The organism is Oceanobacillus sp. FSL K6-3682 (assembly GCF_037976165.1).
In the GTDB taxonomy this organism is placed as follows: domain Bacteria; phylum Bacillota; class Bacilli; order Bacillales; family Amphibacillaceae; genus Oceanobacillus; species Oceanobacillus sojae.
Window position 1 is genome coordinate 713810 of the sequence record NZ_CP150263.1, and the last position, 21747, is coordinate 735556.

Annotated in this window: 21 protein-coding genes, 1 pseudogene and 1 riboswitch; of the genes and pseudogenes, 11 read left to right on the forward strand and 11 right to left on the reverse strand. The window is 37.7% G+C overall.

Features of this window, described 5'->3' with window-relative positions:
- Positions 1–13 precede the first annotated feature (13 nt).
- The 3 genes from MHH51_RS03680 to mdh all read left to right on the forward strand — a co-directional run bounded on the left by MHH51_RS03680 (position 14) and on the right by mdh (position 3204).
- Positions 14–1534, forward strand: a complete 1521-nt coding sequence (locus tag MHH51_RS03680; RefSeq protein ID WP_339284539.1) for an acetaldehyde dehydrogenase (acetylating) — start codon at positions 14–16, stop codon at positions 1532–1534.
- Positions 1535–1842: 308 nt separating this feature from the next.
- Entirely contained in the window at positions 1843–2121 is a 279-nt protein-coding gene (locus tag MHH51_RS03685) for a BMC domain-containing protein (RefSeq protein ID WP_077604696.1), read from the forward strand.
- A gap of 135 nt (positions 2122–2256) precedes the next feature.
- Positions 2257–3204, forward strand: a complete 948-nt coding sequence (mdh, locus tag MHH51_RS03690) for a malate dehydrogenase (RefSeq protein WP_339284541.1) — start codon at positions 2257–2259, stop codon at positions 3202–3204.
- A 32-nt stretch (positions 3205–3236) separates the two neighbouring features.
- Here the strand turns inward: mdh and MHH51_RS03695 are convergent, their stop codons facing one another.
- Together MHH51_RS03695 and MHH51_RS03700 are read right to left on the reverse strand one after the other, a co-directional pair.
- Positions 3237–4505, reverse strand: a complete 1269-nt coding sequence (locus tag MHH51_RS03695; protein ID WP_339284543.1) for an MFS transporter — start codon at positions 4503–4505, stop codon at positions 3237–3239.
- A gap of 98 nt (positions 4506–4603) precedes the next feature.
- Positions 4604–5080, reverse strand: coding sequence for a DinB family protein (locus tag MHH51_RS03700; RefSeq protein WP_339284545.1), 477 nt, complete (start codon positions 5078–5080; stop codon positions 4604–4606).
- A gap of 233 nt (positions 5081–5313) precedes the next feature.
- On the opposite strand from MHH51_RS03700, the gene aac(6') reads away from it, so the two are divergent.
- Both aac(6') and MHH51_RS03710 read left to right on the forward strand, forming a co-directional pair.
- Positions 5314–5748 (forward strand): aminoglycoside 6'-N-acetyltransferase, encoded by a 435-nt coding sequence (gene aac(6') / locus MHH51_RS03705; RefSeq protein WP_339284547.1) that lies wholly within the window; start codon positions 5314–5316, stop codon positions 5746–5748.
- A 349-nt stretch (positions 5749–6097) separates the two neighbouring features.
- On the forward strand, positions 6098–6619 hold the full coding sequence (locus MHH51_RS03710; RefSeq protein ID WP_198048598.1) for a GNAT family N-acetyltransferase: 522 nt from the start codon (positions 6098–6100) through the stop codon (positions 6617–6619).
- Positions 6620–6827: 208 nt separating this feature from the next.
- On the opposite strand, the gene MHH51_RS03715 is transcribed toward MHH51_RS03710, so the two are convergent.
- Genes MHH51_RS03715 through MHH51_RS03745 form a run of 7 tightly spaced genes read right to left on the reverse strand, consistent with a single transcriptional unit; the run spans position 6828 to position 13066 of the window.
- Positions 6828–7667, reverse strand: a complete 840-nt coding sequence (locus MHH51_RS03715) for a class II fructose-bisphosphate aldolase (protein ID WP_339284549.1) — start codon at positions 7665–7667, stop codon at positions 6828–6830.
- A gap of 14 nt (positions 7668–7681) precedes the next feature.
- Positions 7682–8065 carry a hypothetical protein gene (locus tag MHH51_RS03720; protein WP_339284551.1) on the reverse strand — a complete coding sequence of 128 codons (384 nt, stop codon included), beginning with the start codon at positions 8063–8065 and terminating at the stop codon, positions 7682–7684.
- 15 nt (positions 8066–8080) lie between these two features.
- The gene (locus tag MHH51_RS03725; protein ID WP_339284552.1) at positions 8081–9364 is read right to left on the reverse strand and encodes a PTS sugar transporter subunit IIC; all 1284 of its coding nucleotides are present in this window, start codon (positions 9362–9364) and stop codon (positions 8081–8083) included.
- A gap of 16 nt (positions 9365–9380) precedes the next feature.
- A complete protein-coding gene (locus MHH51_RS03730) occupies positions 9381–9671 on the reverse strand; it encodes a PTS sugar transporter subunit IIB (protein WP_156985772.1) in 291 nt (96 codons plus the stop codon).
- Between the two features lie 13 nt (positions 9672–9684).
- Positions 9685–10677, reverse strand: coding sequence for a 6-phosphofructokinase (locus MHH51_RS03735; RefSeq protein WP_156985771.1), 993 nt, complete (start codon positions 10675–10677; stop codon positions 9685–9687).
- Positions 10677–11117, reverse strand: coding sequence for a PTS sugar transporter subunit IIA (locus tag MHH51_RS03740; RefSeq protein WP_339284555.1), 441 nt, complete (start codon positions 11115–11117; stop codon positions 10677–10679). Before MHH51_RS03740 ends, MHH51_RS03735 begins: the two co-directional genes overlap by 1 nt.
- Positions 11114–13066 (reverse strand): BglG family transcription antiterminator, encoded by a 1953-nt coding sequence (locus MHH51_RS03745; RefSeq protein ID WP_339284556.1) that lies wholly within the window; start codon positions 13064–13066, stop codon positions 11114–11116. The genes MHH51_RS03740 and MHH51_RS03745 overlap by 4 nt, the downstream gene beginning before the upstream one ends.
- A 135-nt stretch (positions 13067–13201) precedes the next feature.
- Here MHH51_RS03745 and MHH51_RS03750 point away from each other — a divergent pair, with 135 nt between their 5' ends.
- The 3 genes from MHH51_RS03750 (at position 13202) to MHH51_RS03760 (ending at position 15651) form a co-directional block, all read left to right on the forward strand.
- Positions 13202–13849: an AAA family ATPase gene (locus MHH51_RS03750; protein WP_339284557.1), complete on the forward strand. Its 648-nt coding sequence runs from the start codon at positions 13202–13204 to the stop codon at positions 13847–13849.
- 35 nt (positions 13850–13884) lie between these two features.
- Complete coding sequence (locus MHH51_RS03755; RefSeq protein ID WP_339284558.1) at positions 13885–14310, forward strand: GNAT family N-acetyltransferase; 426 nt, start codon at positions 13885–13887, stop codon at positions 14308–14310.
- Between the two features lie 480 nt (positions 14311–14790).
- Positions 14791–15651, forward strand: coding sequence for a YitT family protein (locus MHH51_RS03760; RefSeq protein WP_147212754.1), 861 nt, complete (start codon positions 14791–14793; stop codon positions 15649–15651).
- 44 nt (positions 15652–15695) lie between these two features.
- Here MHH51_RS03760 and MHH51_RS03765 read toward each other — a convergent pair.
- Positions 15696–17298, reverse strand: a pseudogene (locus MHH51_RS03765) (IS1182 family transposase).
- Between the two features lie 381 nt (positions 17299–17679).
- Positions 17680–17985 carry a hypothetical protein gene (locus MHH51_RS03770; RefSeq protein ID WP_156985767.1) on the reverse strand — a complete coding sequence of 102 codons (306 nt, stop codon included), beginning with the start codon at positions 17983–17985 and terminating at the stop codon, positions 17680–17682.
- A gap of 401 nt (positions 17986–18386) precedes the next feature.
- Positions 18387–18488, forward strand: a riboswitch (SAM riboswitch).
- Positions 18489–18609: 121 nt separating this feature from the next.
- Between MHH51_RS03770 and MHH51_RS03775 the strand changes: the two genes are divergently transcribed.
- From MHH51_RS03775 to MHH51_RS03785, 3 genes are read left to right on the forward strand one after another with little or no spacing between them, the layout of a single operon-like run.
- Positions 18610–19662 carry a homocysteine S-methyltransferase family protein gene (locus MHH51_RS03775; protein ID WP_339284560.1) on the forward strand — a complete coding sequence of 351 codons (1053 nt, stop codon included), beginning with the start codon at positions 18610–18612 and terminating at the stop codon, positions 19660–19662.
- Positions 19663–19684: 22 nt separating this feature from the next.
- On the forward strand, positions 19685–20437 hold the full coding sequence (locus tag MHH51_RS03780; protein WP_147212763.1) for a cyclase family protein: 753 nt from the start codon (positions 19685–19687) through the stop codon (positions 20435–20437).
- A gap of 43 nt (positions 20438–20480) precedes the next feature.
- The gene (locus tag MHH51_RS03785; RefSeq protein WP_339284562.1) at positions 20481–21587 is read left to right on the forward strand and encodes a 5-methyltetrahydropteroyltriglutamate--homocysteine S-methyltransferase; all 1107 of its coding nucleotides are present in this window, start codon (positions 20481–20483) and stop codon (positions 21585–21587) included.
- The last annotated feature ends 160 nt before the right edge of the window (positions 21588–21747 follow it).

Consider the following 21747-nt stretch of genomic DNA (forward strand, 5'->3'; position numbering starts at 1 on the left):
AGGAGTGTTACTGTTGACACTAGATAAGGATTTATCCTCTATTCAAGAAATGCGGGATGCAGTAAAGAAGGCCAAAAAAGCACAGCAGGAATTTATGCAATTCTCGCAGTGGAAAATTGATTCCATTGTAAAAGCAATCGCTGCAGCAGCCTTCAACCAATCAAAAGAATTAGCACGAATGGCTGTAGAAGAAACAGGAATGGGTGTTGTAGAGCATAAACTTATAAAAAACCAAGTAGGTTCAAGAGATGTCTATGAATCTATTAAAGATGAGAAAACCATCGGGGTTATTCATGAAGATACAGAAAATAAAGTAACAGAAATTGCTTATCCATATGGTGTGATAGCTGCCATTATCCCGACAACCAATCCTACTTCTACAGCAATGTTTAAAACAATAGCAGCTCTGAAGTCAGGAAACGCGATTGTAGTCAGCCCACATCCGCGAGCTAAAAAATGCACCGTAGAAACACTGAAAATCTGCATGGAGGCTGCGCTGGAAGAAGGGGCACCAGAAGGATTAATTGGCTGGATTTCGGAGCCCGGTATGGAAGCAACCAATCAATTAATGACTCACCCAGACGTGAATTTAATTCTTTCCACTGGCGGTGGAGGCCTTGTTAAAGCGGCCTATAGTTCAGGAAAGCCTGCGTATGGGGTAGGCCCTGGAAACGTGCCGGTGTATATTGAAAAATCAGCCGATATTGAGAAAAGTGTAAAAATGATTGTTGATAGTAAAACCTTTGATAACGGTACAATTTGCGCTACAGAGCAAGCGATTGTTGTAGATAAGGCTATTCAAGAACAAGTGAAAAGAGAGCTCGAAAAAAACGGTTCTTACTTTTGTAACCCAGAAGAGAAAAAGAAAATGGAAGAAATTATATCGATTGGACCTGGTAAGGTCAATCCGGATATTGTCGGGAAGTCAGCTCTGAAAATTGCAGAATTAGCAGGTATAAACGTTCCAAGTAATACCAGACTTTTAATAGCAGAAGAAGATCAGGTAGGCAAGCATATTCCTTTTTCTCTGGAAAAGCTGGCTCCCGTGTTTGCATTATATACAGCAAAAAATTCTAATGAAGCAAAAGAAAGATGCTTAGAGCTGCTGAATTTAGGGGGAAGAGGTCATTCCTTCTCTATTCATACCATGGATGATCACCTGGTCCGCGAGTTTGGAAAGGCAATGCCGGTATCCAGAGTGCTGGTAAACACACTGTCATCCATAGGGGCAGTAGGAGCAACAACCGCACTAGCTCCTTCTCTAACTTTGGGATGTGGTGCATATGGCGGGAATATCAGCTCCGATAATATTACTGCACGTCACCTTTATAATGTAAAACGCATTGCTTACGGCTTGAAGGAAGCAGATATTCCACAGCCTGGAGAAAGTAAATCAGAAGCAGTATCAAGTAAACAAGTAGAGCACTTAATGAAGGAAGCAGTTGAAAAATCCAGTGCAGCAAGTGAAGAAATTGATAAAGTGAAAATAGAGGAGCTTGTGAGGCAGGTTTTAAAGGAATATCAAAATCAATAATATTTTAAGGAGGTTCAAAAAGGCCAATAAAAATGACACGGCGATGAGAGGATCTTCTGCTAAGAACGCCCACGTCGTGTGGGCAACGTAGAAGCCACCGCATCCTGCGGAAGTACGTTGACGAGCTTTTTACGATACTCACGTATTATAAAGTATAGAGGAACTTCTGTTAAAGTCGTCCACGTCCTGTGGACAACACAGAAGTCATCACATCCTGTGAAAGTCCGTTCGTAAAAAGCTAGTCGCCTTGAACTTCTTGGTCCTATTTATCGGCCTTTTTGAACACATATTTTAAGGAGGAATTTAAAATGGGTAAAGTAAATGGAGCTTTAGGAATGGTGGAAACAAAAGGATTAGTAGGGGCAATTGAAGCGGCGGACGCAATGGTAAAGGCAGCAAATGTACATTTAATCGGGAAAGAACAAATCGGCGCGGGCTTAGTAACTGTACTTGTAAGCGGAGACGTAGGGGCTGTAAAAGCAGCTACAGATGCAGGGAGCGAAGCAGCAAGCCGTGTTGGAGAATTATTATCTGTTCATGTAATCCCTCGTCCGCATAACGAGTTATCTGATATTCTTCCAGATTAATAGAGAAAATAGGTGCTCTTATTTTGGAGCACCTATCTCTTTTAATACATAAAAGAGATATTCTTTGAAAATGCTGGAAGACTGGATGAAACTTATTAGAAATAGTGATGTTAAGCAATAAAGGAGTGATTTACATTGACATTTAAACGAAGGAAATTTGCAGTGATCGGAGCTGGGTTTACTGGAGCAACAACCGCTTTTTTACTTGCTCAAAAGGAGCTTGGAGATGTTGTTTTAGTAGATATTCCTGATCAGGAGAATCCGACAAAAGGAAAAGCTCTGGATATGCTGGAATCGGGACCTGTAGAAAAGTTTAATGGAAAAGTAACCGGTACATCAGATTATGAACAAATTAAAGATGCAGATATGGTTATTATTACTGCAGGAATTGCAAGAAAACCGGGGATGAGCCGGGATGATCTTGTTGCGATCAACGCAGATATTATGATTGACATCTCAAAGAAAATTGCTCACTATGCACCAGAAAGCTACATTCTTGTTTTAAGCAATCCAGTAGATGCTATGACCTACACCTGCTTTAAAACAACCGGTTTTTCAAAGAATCGGGTAATCGGTCAATCTGGAGTTTTAGATACCGCACGTTTTAATACTTTTGTTGCGGAAGCACTGGAACTTTCTGTGGAGGATGTGACTGGATTTGTACTTGGCGGCCATGGAGACAGCATGGTTCCATTAATACGCTACTCCAATGTAGGAGGTATACCAATCAGTAATCTGCTTCCAAAAGACAAGCTGGAGGCAATTGTAGAGCGGACAAGAAAAGGCGGAGGAGAAATTGTAAATCTTCTTGGCAATGGCAGTGCCTATTACGCACCTGCTGCATCCCTTGTTGAAATGGCAGAAGCAATTGTGAAGGATAAAAAACGTATATTACCATCGATTGCATACCTTGAGGGAGAGTACGGCTATCATGATATTTATTTAGGGGTACCGACAGTTCTGGGAGGAAAAGGAATTGAAAGTGTTATCGAACTGCCGTTGACAAAAGAAGAAAAACAGCAGCTAAATCAGTCTGCAGATGATGTGAAGAAGGTTATTTCTTCACTGCCGTTAGATAAATAAAAATAAGGCTGGGAAACTCTCCGGCCTTATTTTTATTTTGCTGCTGATTCTTCTGTCGATTCAAAGGAAATCTTTTGATTTTTACCCGCAATTGTCCCGAGGAAGGCAATACATAATGCTACAGCCATTAAAATAATAAATGGAACGGTCCAGCCTCCTGCCATTTCTGAGATTGTTCCAAGAAAAAGAGGACCGGTAGAAGCAACGATATACCCAATCGATTGAGCCATGCTGGATAATTGCGCTGATTCTATAACCGTATTGGTACGGAGAACAAAGAACATCATCGCTAAACTGAATGCAGTTCCTGCTCCAACACCGGTTAATATAAGAAAGATAATAATCAAATGCGATGAAGTAAAAGCAACTCCCAACAGACCGAGGAAAAATAATAATCCTGAGCTGCAGCCGATCAGACGCTGGCTTTTCATTCTTCCCGCAAGGATTGGAGCGATAAATGTTGTTGGAATAAGCCCGAGTTGATAAATGGCAATTAACCATCCGGCTTCACTTTCATCAAATCCTTTTGTGATTAAAATATCAGGCAGCCAAGTAAATAAACTGTAGGGTATAAGTGATTGCAGCCCCATAAAAAATGTAACAGCCCAGGCAATTTTTGATTTGAAGATAGCTCTGGATGGCTGGCTTTTTACATTCATAAACACTTTTTTTCCGCCTGAACGCGTAACTGGAAGTCGCAGTAATAAAACAATGACAGCTGCTAAAGAGATTATGCTCCAAATTTGCATAGCATTCCGCCAATCGAACGCATCTATGGAAGCAATCGGTACGGAAATACCGGAGGCAATCGCGCCGAATAAATTCATCGAGACAGAATAAAGCCCTGTCATCAGCCCAATCCGATAAGGAAAGGTTGATTTAATTAATCCCGGCATCAGGATATTACCGACAGCAATAGCCATTCCAGTCAGGAGTGTACCGAATAATAACAGCTCTATTCCTCCGCTCGCCCGGATAAATACACCAATAGATAGAAAAACCATAGCAATCAGCAGAGTAAATTCCATTCCAAATTTGCTGGATAGTCTCGGTACAAACGGAGAGAATAAGCCGAAAGCAAGCAATGGAAGTGTGTTGACTAATCCAATCATAGCATTGGAGGCTTCTAATTCTCCCCGAAAAAAAGGAATAAGCGGCCCGACAGATGAAATTGGAGAACGGAGTGTTGCTGCAATAAGTAAAATAGCTAAAAGTAATAGAACGATATAATATCTATTTAAAAAATCTTTCTTTGAGAAGTACATAAAAACAATTCCTTTACAACGTATTTTTAAATACACAAGAAATCATTCTATCAAAGAAGACATGGGAATGTAAAGCTATTTTTAATATCAAAGTAAATCAAGCAGTTCTAATGCGGGATTTAAATTTGATAGTTTTAAGTAAACTGTTTTTTCATTTTTCTTATATAAACAATTTGTCCAATATGATAGGCATTATGTGTTGCTGCATTACTGATTAAATTCCACCATTCAGCTTCTACGGGAAATCCGGGAACGATGGAGTCCAACTTTTGATTACTATTAATAAGCTTTTGCCAATTTAAAATGGTGTTTAATAAGTCGTTTTTTAAATCAGAAAATGACCGTCCACTAGAGACTTGGAAGGTATCTGCGTTATCTTCTATTGCTTTAACAGCTTGAACATCAGATTGTTCATATCTGGTTTGCCATACTCTATTCCAATAAATGAGATGGTATGTAATTTCGGCAATACAGTGGCTGTCTTTATCAGGTTTCCAAAATGCTTCTTTCTCTGTAACTCCTTCAACAGCCTGCTCAAAAGAAAGATACCAGCTTTGGTCATTCGCATTTGCTAACAACTGGTCCAGTAAAACACTTTTAGCATGAGTCATTGATATCAAATCCCTTCGTTTGTATTAAATAACATTTCTATATATACATTCAAAGCCTTTAAATCTGACACTATATTTTATACAAAGTAATAGATAAAGATAAATAAAATTCCACATAAAAAATTTAGAAATATTTGTTATAATTATATATTAACTTAGAATGACTTAATAATAAATGTGTGTTATTTATGATGTTGAATTGAATGAAACCATTTTAAATAAGGAGTGAAAAAATGCTGAGAGAAGCGAACAGAGAAGATATAGATCATGTTGCCTGTTTAGCAAAAATGTTATGGTCAAAAAATGAGCTTGGCACATTAAAAGAGGAATTCAAGAGTCATTTAGACGATAAACATGCATGTATTTTGTTAGCTTTTGATAAGGAGAAGGCTATCGGGTTCGCGCAATGCCAGCTGAGATTTGATTATGTCGAAGGAACAAAAACATCACCAGTCGGCTATTTAGAAGGAATTTTCGTCAAGGAATCACATAGAAATAATGGATATGCAAGAGAATTAGTAAAGGCTTGTGAGCGCTGGGCAGAAGAGCAGGGCTGCATTGAATTTGCAAGTGATTGTTCCATAGATAATGAAGAAAGCCTCGCCATGCACCTCCGTCTTGGTTTTATGGAAGCCGGGAGAATAATTTGTTTTAAGAAATCATTATAAAGTGAAACTTGATTTAACGGGCGATTTTTCCCGTTAAATCGTAGTTGAACCAATCAGGAGATGAAGCCTCCGTTTTTCTCCATGCTACACTCTAATTACTCCCCAATTTCAGCAGGAGAAATTACGGAGGGTCATGCTGTGATAAAGTGAAACTTGATTTAACGGGCGATTTTTCCCGTTAAATCGTAGTTGAACCAATCAGGAGATGAAGCCTCCGTTTTTCTCCATGTTACATGCTAATTACTCCCCAATTTCAGCAGGAGAAATTACGGAGGGTCATGCTGTGATAAAGTGAAGCTTGATTTAACGGGCGATTTTTCCCGATAAATCTTGAAAGGAGCAGATGCAGATGGTTTTAATTAGAGAAGCGAGAACCTCCGATGCCGGTGGAATGGGGAAAGTGAATGTGGAAAGCTGGCAAACCAGTTACCAGGGGATTATAGATAATCGATTTTTACAGCAGCTTTCTGTAGAAGATAAAAAGCAGAAATGGAAAAACATTATTCAAGCTGGTGATAGTATTATATTAGTTGCTGTGGATACGGATGATAAAGTTGTTGGGTATATAACTATTTCTACTAAGGAATCCGAAGCTTCTGCCGGAACTGATCAAGTAACAGCTCTTTATCTATTGGAAGACTGGCAGGGAAAGGGCATAGGCAAGGCTTTGTTGTTGGAAGGTTTTAAACGTTTTTTAGACCTATCCGTTCACACTGTTCAAGTAGAAGTTTTGGCGGAAAACCGCAGCCGTTTGTTTTATGAACGGTTAGGAGCGGAGCTTGTTGAAAAGAAGGAAATTCAGATTGCTGGTGATGTGCTGGATCTGCTTGTGTATGAATGGAAGGATATCAGCAAAATTGTTTCAGTTTAAAATGAAAAGACCTCTTTTTTGACAGAAGCTTGTGCGAAAATTAATTTTAAGAAGAAAGAATGGAAAGTTTCACAAAAATAATCGTCCAAACGATTTACGCTTCATCGTTTGGACGAAAGAATTTAACTTGATTCAAGCTTTAAGTAGAATGAGTAACCACAGTCTTGCTGTAGAGAAGGGTGATAACTCCTGTGAAATGAATCTCTTTTTATACTAATTGAAAAAGCTCACTTTTCTCTTTAACAATTTCTTTAATATGCTGATTTGCAGGAATAAATAGCTTACGAAGTGATGTTAAAGGTGTTGCTTGAGAAAAAGCACTATTTATATTATCTATATAAGATTTGTTTAACTCTGTCCCTACATTTACCTTCTTCATGCCAAGAGCTACACATTTTCTCATATCCGGCTCGGACACTCCTGTACCGCCATGCAATACCAAGCCTGCACTGGTCAGATTCTTTGCCAGTTCCCCCAGTAGCTCAAAATTCAACTTAGCTTTTGATTTATACAACCCATGTGTTGTACCAATAGCTACTGCGATAGCATCAACATTCGTTTCCTGGACAAATTGATAAGCGTCCTTGGGATCTGTATAAATAGCATCTTCTTCACTGACAACAACACCGTCTTCAGCGCCTCCTATGGAACCGACTTCTCCTTCAACAGAGACATTTCTTTCTTTGGCATAAGCAACTACTTCTTTTGTGTTCTTGATGTTTTCTTCTAATGGCAGACTTGACCCGTCATACATTACGGAAGTATAACCGGTATCAATAGCCTGTTTGATTACATCAATATCCGTGCAATGGTCCATGTGCAGACAAACATCTACGTTATTTCTCTCACTCAACGTCTGGATAGAAGAAACAAGTAAGTCTAATCCAATATATTCCGCTGTTCCGGGTGATGTTTGAATAATAATAGGTACATTTAATTCTTTTGCACCTTCAATCATTGCCGGAAGCATCTCCAAACAATGGACATTAAAGGAGCCGATCGCTCTTTTTCCTTCATTCTCTTTAAATAATTCCGTCAGGTTTTTCATTATAAATCTCCTCCTTACATATTTCCCCGAATAGTATCTTTGGTCAGTTGCATTAATTCATCTGATTTGGCAAGGTAATACTGTACTTTTTCTTTATCATTTTGTTCAGAAGCCTCTTTGCGTTTAATATTGTAAAGCTTTGTCAGGTCAGTAAATGCTTTTCCCATTTCCTGTTTTTCAGAAATACTGGTTTCGTAATAAGTGATTGCTTGGTCATAATCTTCTATTTCTAAATAAAGACTTCCAATTTGATTTAAATATGAAATTTTATCTTCAGCGTCAGCTTCTTCAAGCCCTTGCTTTGCCTGCTCAATTTTTGTAAGAATTTCTTCCTTATTTATCATTCTTTCTTCTTTTTGGGGAGCAGCTTTCTTCTTTTTTCTTTTGAAGAACGCCATTGTATTTCCTCCTTTCTAGTTGAATATATTTATAATTGGTTCAACAAACCATTTAATAAGTAAACCGGCAGAAACGGTATCAACATCAGTTGCAGTTGCATTGATGAAGCCTAGATCATTAAAATACGGTACGAGCAGTGCAGGCAACAGAGTAATGAATATCCCGTGAGCAATACCGCCTATGAGTACACCTCTCCGGCCGCCGACTGCGTTCATAAATATTCCTGCTGTACCACCTGCGAAGAAGTTAGTCAGCATTCCTGGAAGAATCATAGCTAACCCGAACAGCGGCAGTATGAACATGGCGATTACTGTACCGATAGTGGTAGTAACAAAACCAGCTGTGACAGCATTAGGTGCATATGGGAATAGTACTGGGCAATCTAATGCCGGTTTTGCATTTGGAACAATTTTTAATGCAATTCCCCGGAAAGCTGGAACAATTTCTGCCAGCAGTAAACGGACTCCGGAAAGCAGTACATAAACACCAACAACAAACTGAACCGCTTGCAAAAATGCATGAACAATAAAGTTGACATCACCAGATAATTGAGAAGCAAATTCTGCTCCCGCAAAAGCTGCAGTAATAACGTAAAGTGGGACCATTACAAAAGCAACAGACAGATACGTGTCAGATAGAAAACTCAGTCCTTTAGGGAATTTGATATCTTCTATAGACTTAGAGCCTTTTCCTATTAATTTTGCAACTCCTGCTCCAAAAAGGTAACCTATAGTACAAAAGTGACCTAATGCAATATCGTCTGATCCAGTAATTTTACGGACAATCGGCTGAGCAATAGCAGGCATCGCTACTGCGAAGATACCACCAATCAATCCCCCGAATAAAATGAGTGTAATTCCGGAGAACCCGGCGGCACTCCCGAAAATAATCGTCATCGTAGCCATCCATAAAATGGCTTGTCCTGTCAGGAATATATATTTCCATTTTGTAATCCTTGCAATAATAATATTGAAGATAAAAATCGCCAGGAACGTTAATGCTATTTGGTTCCCGAGCCCAAGATTACTCATGGCCTGCCCATTAATTGCTTCGATGGAAGGTACAATTCCCTGCATACCGAATGCTTCCGTGAAAATTTCACCAAAATAGGACAGAGAATCTACAATAATGGCAGATCCGGCTGATAGAACCATAAATCCAAGCATTGTTTTAAAGCTGCCAGACATTACTTCGCCAAACTGTTTGCGTTGCAGCAATAGTCCGATAAATGCAATTAATCCTATTGTGATAGCTGCTTGTGTGAGAATACTTTCGATTATAAAGTTAAGAACGGACATCTTAGCTCATCCCTTTCTATAATTCTCCTTTTTCTTGTAAAACTGGTGTTAATTTCGCTTTAATTTCTTCTTTATCTACTAATCTTTCAAGAAAAATAAGGTCCTGTGTTAAATCATATCTGGAGAATTGCTCCTCAAAATTTTTCCCTGAAATAATAATATCTGCACTTGTACCGGCTGCGGAGGCAATGTCGGAATGATCCACCTTAGCCTCGACATTTAAATCCTTCAATACAGTCTCTACACTCATCTGACAGGCAAAGCTGCTTCCTAATCCAGCGCCGCATACGACTAAAATTTGTAACATAACATAACACTCCTTATGAATTTAATAAGTTTAAATTTTTTGCTATTGTTAAAAGCTCTTGTTTCGTTGTGCTGGCTGAGAAATCCAAATCATTATAATCAACTGTAGTTACAGCGCCGTTATTCATAGCTATCATTTTTCCGAAGTCTTCATTTAAAATAGCAGCTGCAGTAAAATAACCAAACTTGGAAGCAATTATTGCGTCCTGATTAGAGGGATGCCCAGCGCGGATGTAAAAACCAACCACCGTTTTTCGTACGCGGACACCAGTTAACTGTTCAATGGACTCTGCTATAGAAAAGGAAACTCCCTGATCTCCTGCTTTGTAGTTTTTACTGTCATAAGCTGATTCCGAGCAGGTGATAATTAAAGATTGTTTTTCAGCCAGCTTGGCTTGTACTTTTTTGGCAATTTCCTCTCTGTCTGTGGAATATTCAGGTATGATAGCTAAATCACATCCTCCTGCTAATGCACTTTCTAAAGCGAGATTCCCTACATTTCCACCCAAAACCTCTATCATAAACATCCTTCCAGGCATATTTGCAGCTGTACTTTGAGTATTTGCGATGATATTTAATATTTGATTGAGTGCTGTATCATAGCCGATTGTATAGTCTGTTCCAATCACATCGTTATCGACGGTCATAGGAATAAACAGTGTATTCATCCCTTCTTCATGAATTTGTTTTGCGGCAATTTGAGATCCGCTACCGCCGCATATGACAAGACATTCAAAATCCTGCTCAAGGAGGGTTTGAATAATTTGTTGTCTGCCATTTTTTGTGTAGGGCAGCTTACTGCGTGCAGTTCTTAGAAAATGTGTGCCGTCTAAGGAATGATTTTCACAATTTGCCTGTGTTAAATGAATAGGCTGATTTGCCAGAATACCGTCATAGCCATCATGAAAACCGTATAAATCAATTTCTTTGTTTCTGGAAAGCATTTCAATCATAGAATTAATACCTGCACCATCACCGCCGCTGGTAATTAAAGCAACTCGACGCATTATTTATCACCTCCGATTAAATCGTTCAATTTCTGAATAGATGATATATCAGCTATTTCTTGGATCAGCCCATCTTCAATAATTTTTACAATTAATTTAATGATATTTAGATGTTGATTATTATCTTGAGCAGAAAAACTGATAAGCACCCGTACCGGAGTTTCTACGTTATGAAAACGCACAGGCTGTTTTAATGTTATAATACTGACTCCAATACCAATGGCTCCGTCTTCCGGTCTGGCATGCGGAATAGCAATTCCTGGAGATATAACAATATAAGGTCCATATTCATCAATATTGCGGATAATATGGGACGCATATTTATCTGTAACCAGCCCATTGTGTTCAAGTAAGGCAACTCCCTGATGTATGGCATCCTTCCAATCATCTGCCTGAACATTTAAGCGGACATTTTCTTTTGTAAATTTGATTTCTTTCATAAATGAAACTCCTCATATTGATACAATTTTCTGATGAAATCGTCATAATTGTAATCAGAAATAAGTTTTGTAATCCCGTAATCTTCAATTAAAAAATGGTATAATTTTTTAAAAATAATTTCCCATTGCTCTTGCTGATGTTTAGGAATACATAGTATTACTACAACTTGAACCTGTTCTTTTCCCCATGAAATCGGTTTGGTAAGGATACCTACTGCAATGCATGCACGCCCATCCGTATAGACAAGGGGATGTGGAATAGCCAGCAGGTTACATAGCTCTGAGGAAGCCATTTTTTCTCTTTCAAAAATAGATTCAATTGTAGTGTTATTAATGTAATTGTTGTCTTTCATTTGTTTTGTTAAATAATGTAATACCTCGTCTTTTGTTTGTAAGTCCAGGTTCTTTATGAACAGGTCTTTTTTAAATAAATTTTGATATGTTTCTATACTAAAAGTTTGATTTGCTGTATTTATTTTTTTTCGTATAGTGAATAAATCTTGATTGTTAATGATAGGGTTTACTTTTAATAGCTTCTGTGAATCAATATTTGGAATATCTATTGTAGTGATAATGAGATCGACATTGTCTGCCTTGTCTTTTTTGAATTCAGATAAACTCATTGTATTAACGATATTTACCTGATCTCCGTAAGACCGTAATATTTTTTCTTTAATTAAAGCAGCGGTTGCCATTCCTGAACCACAAACAATAAGTATATTCTTCATCGTCGCCTGATTTAGCCCTTTTCTTTCCAGTGCCACTCCAAAGTGAATGGCGATATATCCAATTTCATCTTCATGAATATTTAATTTCATTGATTTGGTTAGATAATTACTCGTTTTCATAGCAAGCTGAAATGCTAAAGGGTAATTATTTTTTATGCTGTTTAATGCATCATTTCGAATATTCATTTGGTAGACAATGCGTTTGAATGCAACAATAAGATGCGTAATTAATCCGTTAATCAGCTGCTGGTCTTCTGTTAAATCAATCGCCGTAGCATCTTTTATTTCGTGCAGTGCTTCGATGAGTATTTGTTTTATCTGGTCGTAATCCTTTGTGTCAATATTCTGACTGGATAATCTGCTGCTGGCACTTAAATGCTGCGTCAGATAGTAAACCTCATCTTTTAGATTAATTCCCATTTTTTTATAAATGGTTTCAATGATATCAGCAGCTGCTGCAAATTCCTTTGTATGCTCCATTGCTGATTGCATCTCTTTACTTACAATAGATTCCTGATGGTTTTGTATTCTCCAGATTGTAATGACTATGTGAATGATGATATTTTTAATAGCATCATCTGTAAGACGTAATTGATGCTGCATTAGAAAGTCCAGGATGATATCTTTTAAATTGTCTACATCAAGAAATTTATTCGGAAATAAATCATCCAGCAATTCAAATTTTTCATTTTGAAATAGAAAGTCAGATATACAAAACCGGATTTTTTCCTCCTTTCCTTGAATGACAAATCCTTTCCGCTTGTCAGACACTAAGGTAAGATTGTATTCCTTGAAAGCAGAGCGAACGAGTGGAAGATATTTCTTTAGAGAAGTGGTACTGATAAATAGACTCTCAGCGAGTTCTTCCTGAAAAATAACTTCTCCGTGCAGACAGTTCATCAGTATTTTTCTAATAATTTCTTCAACATACTGTTTATTTTCTGAATCCCCAGCATGTCCACGGCTCACTGCATACTCAGATTTTGGTAACAGCTCCCGAAATTTATTTTCTTCCCTGATAATTAATTCGTATCCTCTTCCTTTTTGAGAAATAATTTCTGCACGGTATTTAGGCAATAATACATTTAAGTTTTTAATATCATTACGAACAGTTCTTGATGATACATTAAGAAGTAATGCTATTTCTTGACCTGTATGCATTTCCTTGCTATTCGAGAGAAGGTGAAGTATTTTTATTTCCCGTTTATTTAGTAATTCCACTGTTCAACGATCTCCTTTCTGATTCTATATTACGAAAACGCATTCATTGTATTAAGACAGGCTTTTTCCTCTCCGTAGGAAATAGACTTCTATTTTGTTACCCGGTTAAGATATAATAGTTGCGGAGGTGGTCCTATGGATAGTATCATACAGGATTTAAAAAAATGGATAAATGCACAAAAAAAGCATATTATTATTGGAATTACTGGACATGGTGGAGCCGGAAAAACAACATTTGCCAAACGTTTGAAGCAGGCTTTGAACCAAGAGGTAAATTTAATTTGTACCGATCCATATATCGTCAAATCTGCATTAAGGAACAACACGGAAATTACATATACTTATCAAAACGAACTCCGTACTGCTCAAATGACTGCTTGTCATCCTTTAGCTCATTATGTGGAAGCTTTGGAGCGTGATATTCAAATGACTCAAGTGGGTATGGCATGGAATACAATTGATACAGATTATTTACCAAGTGAAAGGGTAGAACCTGATAAAAAAATTACTATTGTGGAAGGAATGAGTGTTGCATTTATAAACCCCGATTATTTGGATTTACAAATTTATCTTTATACAGATGGTGAGACAGAATTAAATCGGCGTTCCAGTCGGGATACCGTTGAACGAAATCGGAATCTGGAAAATATACAGAGATCACACCATGAAAGAAGAATTCAATATAGACATTTTATGAGCCCGTATAAATGTAAGGCAGATATTATTCTTTTTACAGATGAGAAAGGACTGCATATTGAGAAATTGCAATTATGGAGAAATTAGGGCCAGTCTGTCTGTTCAGAAAGGAAGGATAATCCATGAAAATAAAAGAATTAACAACAGAAAAAGAGTGGCAGGAAGCTTATAAGGTAATGTGCCAGCTGCGCACACATCTTGACGAAGCTGCTTATATAGATTTGGTAAAAGAAGCGGTGAAGGTAGAGCGTTATCATTTAATCGCTATATATAAAGAGGGAGAAATTGTTGCTGTGGCAGGATTTAAGCCAATGATTACCTTGTACTATGGCAGATTTGTCTGGGTGTGTGATTTAGTGACTGATAAACAAAAACGCTCAAAGGGGTATGGAGAACATCTTTTATCTTATATCCATCAGTGGGCAGAGAGGTATCAGTTTGAATCTGTTGCATTATCATCAGGTTTGCAGCGCTATAGTGCTCATCGATTCTATGAAGAAAAAATGGATTACACTAAAGTAAGCTTTGTTTTTAGGAAAGAAATTTGATTTAGGATATATGTTGAGCAGAGTTATCCATTTTTTTACTTCAAATCATTTGTGTTTGAAGTGGAGAAGCGTATAATAAATAATGTCGAAAAATCAATTTATTTGGCAGTATAAGATAGTAAAAAGTATCTTGCTGCACAAATGGGGCGGTTTTATGGGATAGGTGGTAAACCTGGCGTAAGTAATTACAAAAGCTCTGCAGTGGGGCGAGTAATCACCACTCTAGTCCCTGCATAGGCTCCAATTCGGGCTAACATCTGAAAGTTTGATAACAACCAGGTTCTATAATGGTTATTTTGTGTGAAATAAGGAATCCTAAGCTAAGAAAGGATATTAATCAGAACATTTAATCGAAATATCAAGTTACGCAATTTTCTGTTTTATTCAAACAGTGGAATAAGGGCTAAACTGACACAAATTAAAAGCAGGGTATGTTGTTTCATGCGCCGTTAAGAATAAATATAAAGAAAGGAAAGTTGGATGAGCAAAGCACAAACGAAAAAATCAAGAAAAGCCATGTTTTTTGCAAGAGGATTAATTATTATTATTGGCGGATTTATTACAGCGTATGGATTGGAAGCAGTATTGATACCGAATAGTGTTTCTGATGGCGGGGTAACTGGGTTAAGTATCGTAGGGTCAGAGTGGACCGGTTTACCATTGGGACTTTTAATTGCTGTTATAAATATTCCGTTTATTTACTTAGGGTATAAACAAATCGGCAAGAATTTTGCAATCCTCTCTACTTTAGGAATTGCTTCACTTGCAATAAGTACAAGCCTGATGCATCATATTCCAACTATTATTGAAATTGAAGGAGATACATTGCTGGTCACCGCTGTCGGCGGGATAATTATTGGAACTGGCATGGGGCTGGCGCTTCGTAATGGGGGTGCGCTGGACGGGATTGACATGCTGGCTGTATTATTATCCCGTAAGCTGCCATTTGGAACAAGTGACTTAATTTTATTCTTGAATTTATTTGTATTTATCGTAGTATCCACTGTGTTTGGAATCAAAGGGGCGTTAATGTCTGGTATTGCTTATTACATTGCTTCAAAGGTCATTCACATTATTGAAGAAGGATTAAGCAGTACAAAAGCAGTTTATATTATTACGGAGCATGCTGATGAAATGATGAAAGAAATCAGCGACCGGCTTGAACGCGGCTGTACTTTGCAGCATGTTGAAGGCGGCTACTCTAAAAAGAAATTTAAGCAAATTAAATGTGTTATTACCCGTCTGGAAGAAAGTAAAATGAAAGAAACGATTCAAGATGTTGACCCAACGGCATTTGTAACTGTCTACGATGTAACAGAAGTACGTGGAGGGAATTTTTAATAAAGTATAAATAATTTAGATCAAAAAAAGAGGCTGGGACATAACTAGCCAAAAATAATGAAAAGATGGATTTCACATTGGGTTTTGATGTGAAATCCATCTTTTTTGAAATCATTTATAAGTAGATACATAAAAAAGCAGCTAGAGGCAGTGTATCTTCTCAGATTCACTGCCATTAAGGCGAATCCCAATTCATTATCCACTTTGGATTTTCCTCGTACAGAGAAACGAGTGAAACCCAAATTAGCCTTCAAAAATCCAAAGAAAGGCTCCACATCTATCTTACGTTTTCCGTAAAGCTTGCCCATTTCTTCATCTGAAAGCTGTTCTCGTATCATTTTCTTTTGTGCTTCCCATTTTTCATTATAAAATATTTTCCGATGGTTACCTTCCTTTGCCTTGGTACATTGCTCTCGCAAAGGACAGCCTGTACAATCTTCACATTCATAGACCTTAAATTGTCGCTGGTAACCATACTTGTCTGTGCGTTTGGAGTTATAGCGATAAGTAACAGCTTGACCATTTGGACAAGTAAAGGCATCTATTTCGGCATCATAATCCCAGTTAGCGGTGTTAAAGGGATTATTTTTATATTTTTTCTTCTTCTCTTTGCGGTACATACTATAGGTAATCAAGGCAGTTCGTAACCGGTTCAGGGTGACATCTTCTATATTCTGTTCACTTCCATAAGCCGCATCAGCTACGAGGACATCAGGCAACGCAAAATAATCCTTTTCAATACGATCTAAAAAAGGAATCAGCGTTCGTGTATCGGTAGGGTTCGGAAAAATATCATAGGCTAATGCGTAACGTCCTTCTGTTGCCAATTGCACATTATAAGCAGCTTTCAACTGTCCGTTCTTCATATGGTCATCTTTCAATCGCATAAAGGTTGCGTCGTGATCCGTCTTGGAATAGCTGTTACGTTCTTCTAAAATCTCCAAGGCTTCTTCATATTTTTCTTGACGACAGATGAAATCGTGCACCTGTTTTAAGGCTTGTTTTGGCTGCTTTCGTTCCGAACGCAGGGCTTTTCGGTCTTGTGCTTTTTCAATCGATTCGATTTGTTTCGTATACGTTTGGACTGACTTATCCAAATTCGCTGCCATCTGTTGAAGTTCTTGCGTCGATAGAGCTTCCGGGTTTTCCCGGTTGATTTCTGGAATAATTTCTTTTTCCACTAATTCTTCATAGAGGGCATGGGACTTCTCTACAAGTTTCGTTTGATAACGCTCGATCGATTTTCGCCAGACAAAGGTGAATTTATTGGCATTGGCTTCAATTTTGGTCCCGTCAATAAAGATAGCCTCCGCATCGATCAACTCTTTTTCCACCAGCTGACAACGAAATTGGACGGTAACTCGGCTCATATCCTTGCGCAAGCCACATCATTCGCACACTATCTTTTAATAATGCTTCGATTTTTCGGCCAGAGAACACCGACTGGGTATAAGCACATAAAATAATTTTCATCATCATACGCGGGTGATAGGCGGGACAGCCTGTTTGACGGGTAAAACCGGTGAAAGCTTCTTCTGGAATCTGTTCGATAAATTCATGGATGGTATAAGCAATATCATTTTCTTGTAATTTCATCTCGAAATCTAATGGCAAAACGACTTGATTTACGTTATAATATTTAAACATAAGGATACCTCGATTCTGTTTTTGTAGTGGTACTTTAACTTTATCAGAAGGTATCCTTTTTTTGTACGTTTATTTCATTTTTTAATCAAATTAAAAAAGTGACTTCCTACTTAAAATCATAGTAGAAAGTCACTTTTTCTATTTTTACTGGCTTTTGTCCCAGCCTCTTTTTTGTATCATGGGATGAAAAACCTTTACCGTATAAATGGTTACAATTTATGATCTTGCTCTGAATATATCGGCAACTGCATGAAACACCTCAACACCTTGATAAGTGAATACAGACAATGCAGTCAATGAAAAGAATCCGATAACGATTAATCTAAAAATCATCATTTTATTAGCCTCCTCTTTTGATTTTATATTTTGCTCAAAAGAGGATTAAACAACGAAATTGGATTGATAGAAAACAGGGTTCAGCAGCTGTTTTGTACGGACAGCTCTGACAACTGTTGTAAATAAACATTGACTGCCCAATAAGAATAAGGTAATGACTAAAGCTGGATTTGTTATAAATGATTTATCCGGCTGATCGCTTCCGCTGCCCAATCCTAAGTCATGTGAAGCCTGATGGTCAACCAGTATATCCTGTTCGGCGAGAACGTAGCTGTGATGTGCGTCTATGAATAAGTGTGTCATTGGCAAACTGACAATCATTAAAGCGATAATCAAATATCTATTCAACATCTACGCCCCCCTTCCATATATTATATTTATAGATTTGAATTTTTTGAAGTGAAAAATTTAATTATACCAATATTGATAAGAAAATTCAATATGATTTATAATTTTTTTAAGAACTAATGTGTATTATATGCTTATTTTCCAAACGTGTCTATACTTTTTGAACAATTTATGAATTTTTTTGTATAAAAATAATATACCCCTTTTATTAATAAGGTTAAACATATACTTTGATCTAAATAGAAAACCGAATGTGTATGAAATGTGTCTATCCAGTATATGAAGTATTCAATAGAATAATTCAACGCAAGGGTAAAACCTGCTGAAATATTTTAAAAATTTCTTATTGACATGGAATTCGAATACATATATAGTTATTTACAACAAATAAATAGCAATACATTTTCTTATCCAGAGAGGTGGAGGGACTGGCCCTTTGAAGCCTCGGCAACAGACTTATAAAAGAACTGTGCCAATTCCAGTAGCATTTAGCTAGCAGATAAGAGGAGACATTGATGACGTACTCAAAAACCTCTTCTTACTGATAAGAAGAGGTTTTTTTCGATTCAATAACAGCTTATCGGCAGTTAAATAATACAAGTAAATAAGTTTAGGAGGAATTTAAAGATGACGAAAAGAAGTTTGGAAGAACGTTTAAAGCAGGGAACAGTAATTGCAGGGGAGGGATATTTATTTGAATTAGAGCGTAGAGGATACCTGCAGGCTGGATCTTTTGTGCCGGAGGTAGCACTGGATAATCCAGAGACATTAAAAGCAGTCTACCGTGATTACATGAAAGCAGGATCTGATGTGGTGCTGGCATTTACATATAACGCGCATCGTGAAAAAATGCGTATCATTGGTAAAGAAGATCTGCTGGAGCCTTTAAACAGAAATGCGATTAAATTAGCGAAGGAAGTGGCAAAAGAGCATCCGGTTGAAGAAGCTCTGGTTGCTGGAAATATCTCTAATACAAATATCTTTAATCCAGAGGATCAGGAATCAAAGGATAAAGTGAGAGCGATGTTTAATGAAATGGTTTCATGGTGTAAGGATGAAGATGTTGACTATATTAACGGGGAGACCTTTTACTATCATGAAGAAGCACTGATTGCTTTAGAGGAAATAAAAAAATATGATTTACCGGCAGTAATTACACTAGGATTAATGGGTGAAAATATTTTACGTGACGGTTACACAGTTGAAGAGTCATGTAAAATTTTAGAAGATAACGGAGCACTGGTTGTCGGAATGAACTGTTTCCGCGGACCGGATACCATGCAGCCATATTTAGAGAAAATCCGTGAAAGTGTGGATGGATATGTAGGAGCACTGCCAATTCCTTATCGGACAACAGAAGAAAATCCTACTTTCTTTAACCTGCCGGACGGAGGATGCAGCTGCCATTTACCGACAGAAACAACATTCCCGACTTCTCTGGACCCGCTTTATCATAATCGTTATGAACTGGCAGAATGGGCAAAAAAAGCCCATAGCACCGGTGTTAGTTATATTGGATTATGCTGTGGAGCTTCCCCGGCAATGCTGCGTGCTGTTGCAGAGGCTGTAGGAATAGAAACTATTAATTCGAAATATTCTCCAGATATGCATAAGCATTTCTTATTTGGAGAAGACGAAACGTTGCAGGAGCATATTACAGAATATAAAACAAAAGCTTAAAATATGTTTTTGGGGGTTGGTTATAGTGACGGTGATAAAAGAAAATGAATTATTGCAGGCATTAGAAATACTTAAATCCAAAAAATGGGTGGATTTAACACATACATTTGGTCCTGAATCTCCTCATTTTTCAGCATTTAAAGATGCTGAGTTTGAAACATTATATACACACGATGATGGGTTTTTGGCACAACAGTTCAGTTTTTCAGGACAATATGGCACGCATATTGATGCACCAATTCATTTTGTCCGTGATCAGCGCTTTTTAGAGGAATTGGAACTGAAAGAGGTTGTTCTTTCGCTAGTTGTAATTGATAAGTCAGAAGCAGCTTTGGAAAACCATGATTATATTTTGACAGTGGAAGATATTTTAGAATTTGAAGAGCTCCATGGGAAAATTGAAGAAGGTACTTTTGTAGCATTGCGGACAGATTGGAGTAAACGCTGGCCCGACAAAAAGGCTTTCGAGAATAAGGATGAACACGGAAATAATCACTTGCCCGGATGGGGGCTGGATGCTTTAAAATTCTTATTTGAGGAAAGGAAGATTAAAGCAGTAGGTCATGAAACATTTGATACCGATGCGGCAATTGATGCCCAGAAAAATGGCTCTTTAATCGGTGAGTATTATGTGCTGGAGCAGGATACCTTTCAGGTCGAGCTGTTAACAAATCTGGATCAATTGCCTGCAAAGGGAGCGGTGATTTTTAATATTAGTCCGAAACCTGAAAAAGCAAGCGGTTTTCCAGTCCGCGCCTTTGCAATTTTGCCATAATAAATAATAATATATGAAAAAGTAAAAAAGGAGAAGAGATAAAATGACAAAAACAGCAGTAAAAGCACCATTTCGCGCAGATCATGTAGGAAGTTTATTACGCCCGGAGCGTATCCATCAGGCAAGAAAGAATTTTCAAGAAGGAACTGTTTCTAAAGAAGAGCTTCATCAAATTGAAACGGAAGAAATCAAGCGTATAGTTGATAAACAGATTGAAGTCGGTTTACAGGCTGTTACGGATGGGGAATTCAGACGCCGCTTCTGGCATACAGATTTCCAGGAGCATTTAAATGGGGTTGAAGGATATGTGCCAGAGACGGGATTTAAATTTGTTGGAGAGGAAACAGAACGCTATAATGTGCGTGTAACAGGAAAGGTTTCCTTTAACCCAGATCATCCACATGTGAAGGAATTTGTGGAATTTAAAGAAATCGTCGGTGATCGCTCTATTGCTAAACAAACGATTCCAAGCCCGAATCAATTATTTGGAAAAGGAATACTAAATCCAGAAGTTTATCCTAACTTGGCAGAATATGCAGAAGATGTGATTCAAACTTACCGTGATGCAATAAAAGCTTTTTATGATGCAGGCTGCCGCTATCTGCAGCTGGACGATGTTTATATTGCAGGATTAAATGTAGAGAACTTCCCGACAACGGAAGACGGGAAGGATCGTCAGTATTTTATTGATTTAGCTCTGTATGTATTAAACAGTGTACTGGAGGATAAACCGGAAGACTTAACAATTACAACACATTTATGCCGCGGAAACTATCGTTCGAAATGGGCGTTTGAAGGAAGCTATGCGAAAATAGCTCCAACCTTATTTGCAAAAGAAAAAGTAGATGGATTCTTCTTAGAATATGACGATGACCGTTCAGGCGGCTTTGAGCCGCTTGATTACATTCCAAATGGGGGACCTCGCGTAGTGCTGGGTGTGTTTACTTCCAAGCATGGTGAGCTGGAGAATAAAGAAAATATTAAAGCAAGAGTAGAAGAAGCATCCAAATATGTTCCGTTTAATCAATTATGCATCAGTCCTCAATGCGGATTTGCTTCGACCCATCATGGGAATCTTTTAACGGAGGAAGAGCAGTGGAACAAACTGAAATATATCGTGGATGTGGCAAAAGAGATTTGGGGAGAATAAACAAACGTATAGAAAATGAACAGCAGGAGTTATCACATTGTATGGAAAAATAGATGAAATTGGAAAAAGGCCGAGGGAGATTGGAACCCTTGAGCCTTTTTCTTTGTGAAGAAGAAAGACCTGTCTGAAGTGAATACATGTTAATAGATATAAAGATAGA

Excerpts from the sequence above, each read along its gene's own strand:
- MHH51_RS03685 (WP_077604696.1), top strand. The coding sequence starts at position 1,843 with ATGGGTAAAGTAAATGGAGCTTTAGGAATGGTGGAAACAAAAGGATTA.
- MHH51_RS03700 (WP_339284545.1), bottom strand. The coding sequence starts at position 5,080 with ATGACTCATGCTAAAAGTGTTTTACTGGACCAGTTGTTAGCAAATGCG.
- MHH51_RS03710 (WP_198048598.1), top strand. The coding sequence starts at position 6,098 with ATGGTTTTAATTAGAGAAGCGAGAACCTCCGATGCCGGTGGAATGGGG.
- MHH51_RS03715 (WP_339284549.1), bottom strand. The coding sequence starts at position 7,667 with ATGAAAAACCTGACGGAATTATTTAAAGAGAATGAAGGAAAAAGAGCG.
- MHH51_RS03720 (WP_339284551.1), bottom strand. The coding sequence starts at position 8,065 with ATGGCGTTCTTCAAAAGAAAAAAGAAGAAAGCTGCTCCCCAAAAAGAA.
- MHH51_RS03725 (WP_339284552.1), bottom strand. The coding sequence starts at position 9,364 with ATGTCCGTTCTTAACTTTATAATCGAAAGTATTCTCACACAAGCAGCT.
- MHH51_RS03730 (WP_156985772.1), bottom strand. The coding sequence starts at position 9,671 with ATGTTACAAATTTTAGTCGTATGCGGCGCTGGATTAGGAAGCAGCTTT.
- MHH51_RS03735 (WP_156985771.1), bottom strand. The coding sequence starts at position 10,677 with ATGCGTCGAGTTGCTTTAATTACCAGCGGCGGTGATGGTGCAGGTATT.
- MHH51_RS03740 (WP_339284555.1), bottom strand. The coding sequence starts at position 11,117 with ATGAAAGAAATCAAATTTACAAAAGAAAATGTCCGCTTAAATGTTCAG.
- MHH51_RS03750 (WP_339284557.1), top strand. The coding sequence starts at position 13,202 with ATGGATAGTATCATACAGGATTTAAAAAAATGGATAAATGCACAAAAA.
- MHH51_RS03755 (WP_339284558.1), top strand. The coding sequence starts at position 13,885 with ATGAAAATAAAAGAATTAACAACAGAAAAAGAGTGGCAGGAAGCTTAT.
- MHH51_RS03760 (WP_147212754.1), top strand. The coding sequence starts at position 14,791 with ATGAGCAAAGCACAAACGAAAAAATCAAGAAAAGCCATGTTTTTTGCA.
- MHH51_RS03770 (WP_156985767.1), bottom strand. The coding sequence starts at position 17,985 with ATGTTGAATAGATATTTGATTATCGCTTTAATGATTGTCAGTTTGCCA.
- MHH51_RS03775 (WP_339284560.1), top strand. The coding sequence starts at position 18,610 with ATGACGAAAAGAAGTTTGGAAGAACGTTTAAAGCAGGGAACAGTAATT.
- MHH51_RS03785 (WP_339284562.1), top strand. The coding sequence starts at position 20,481 with ATGACAAAAACAGCAGTAAAAGCACCATTTCGCGCAGATCATGTAGGA.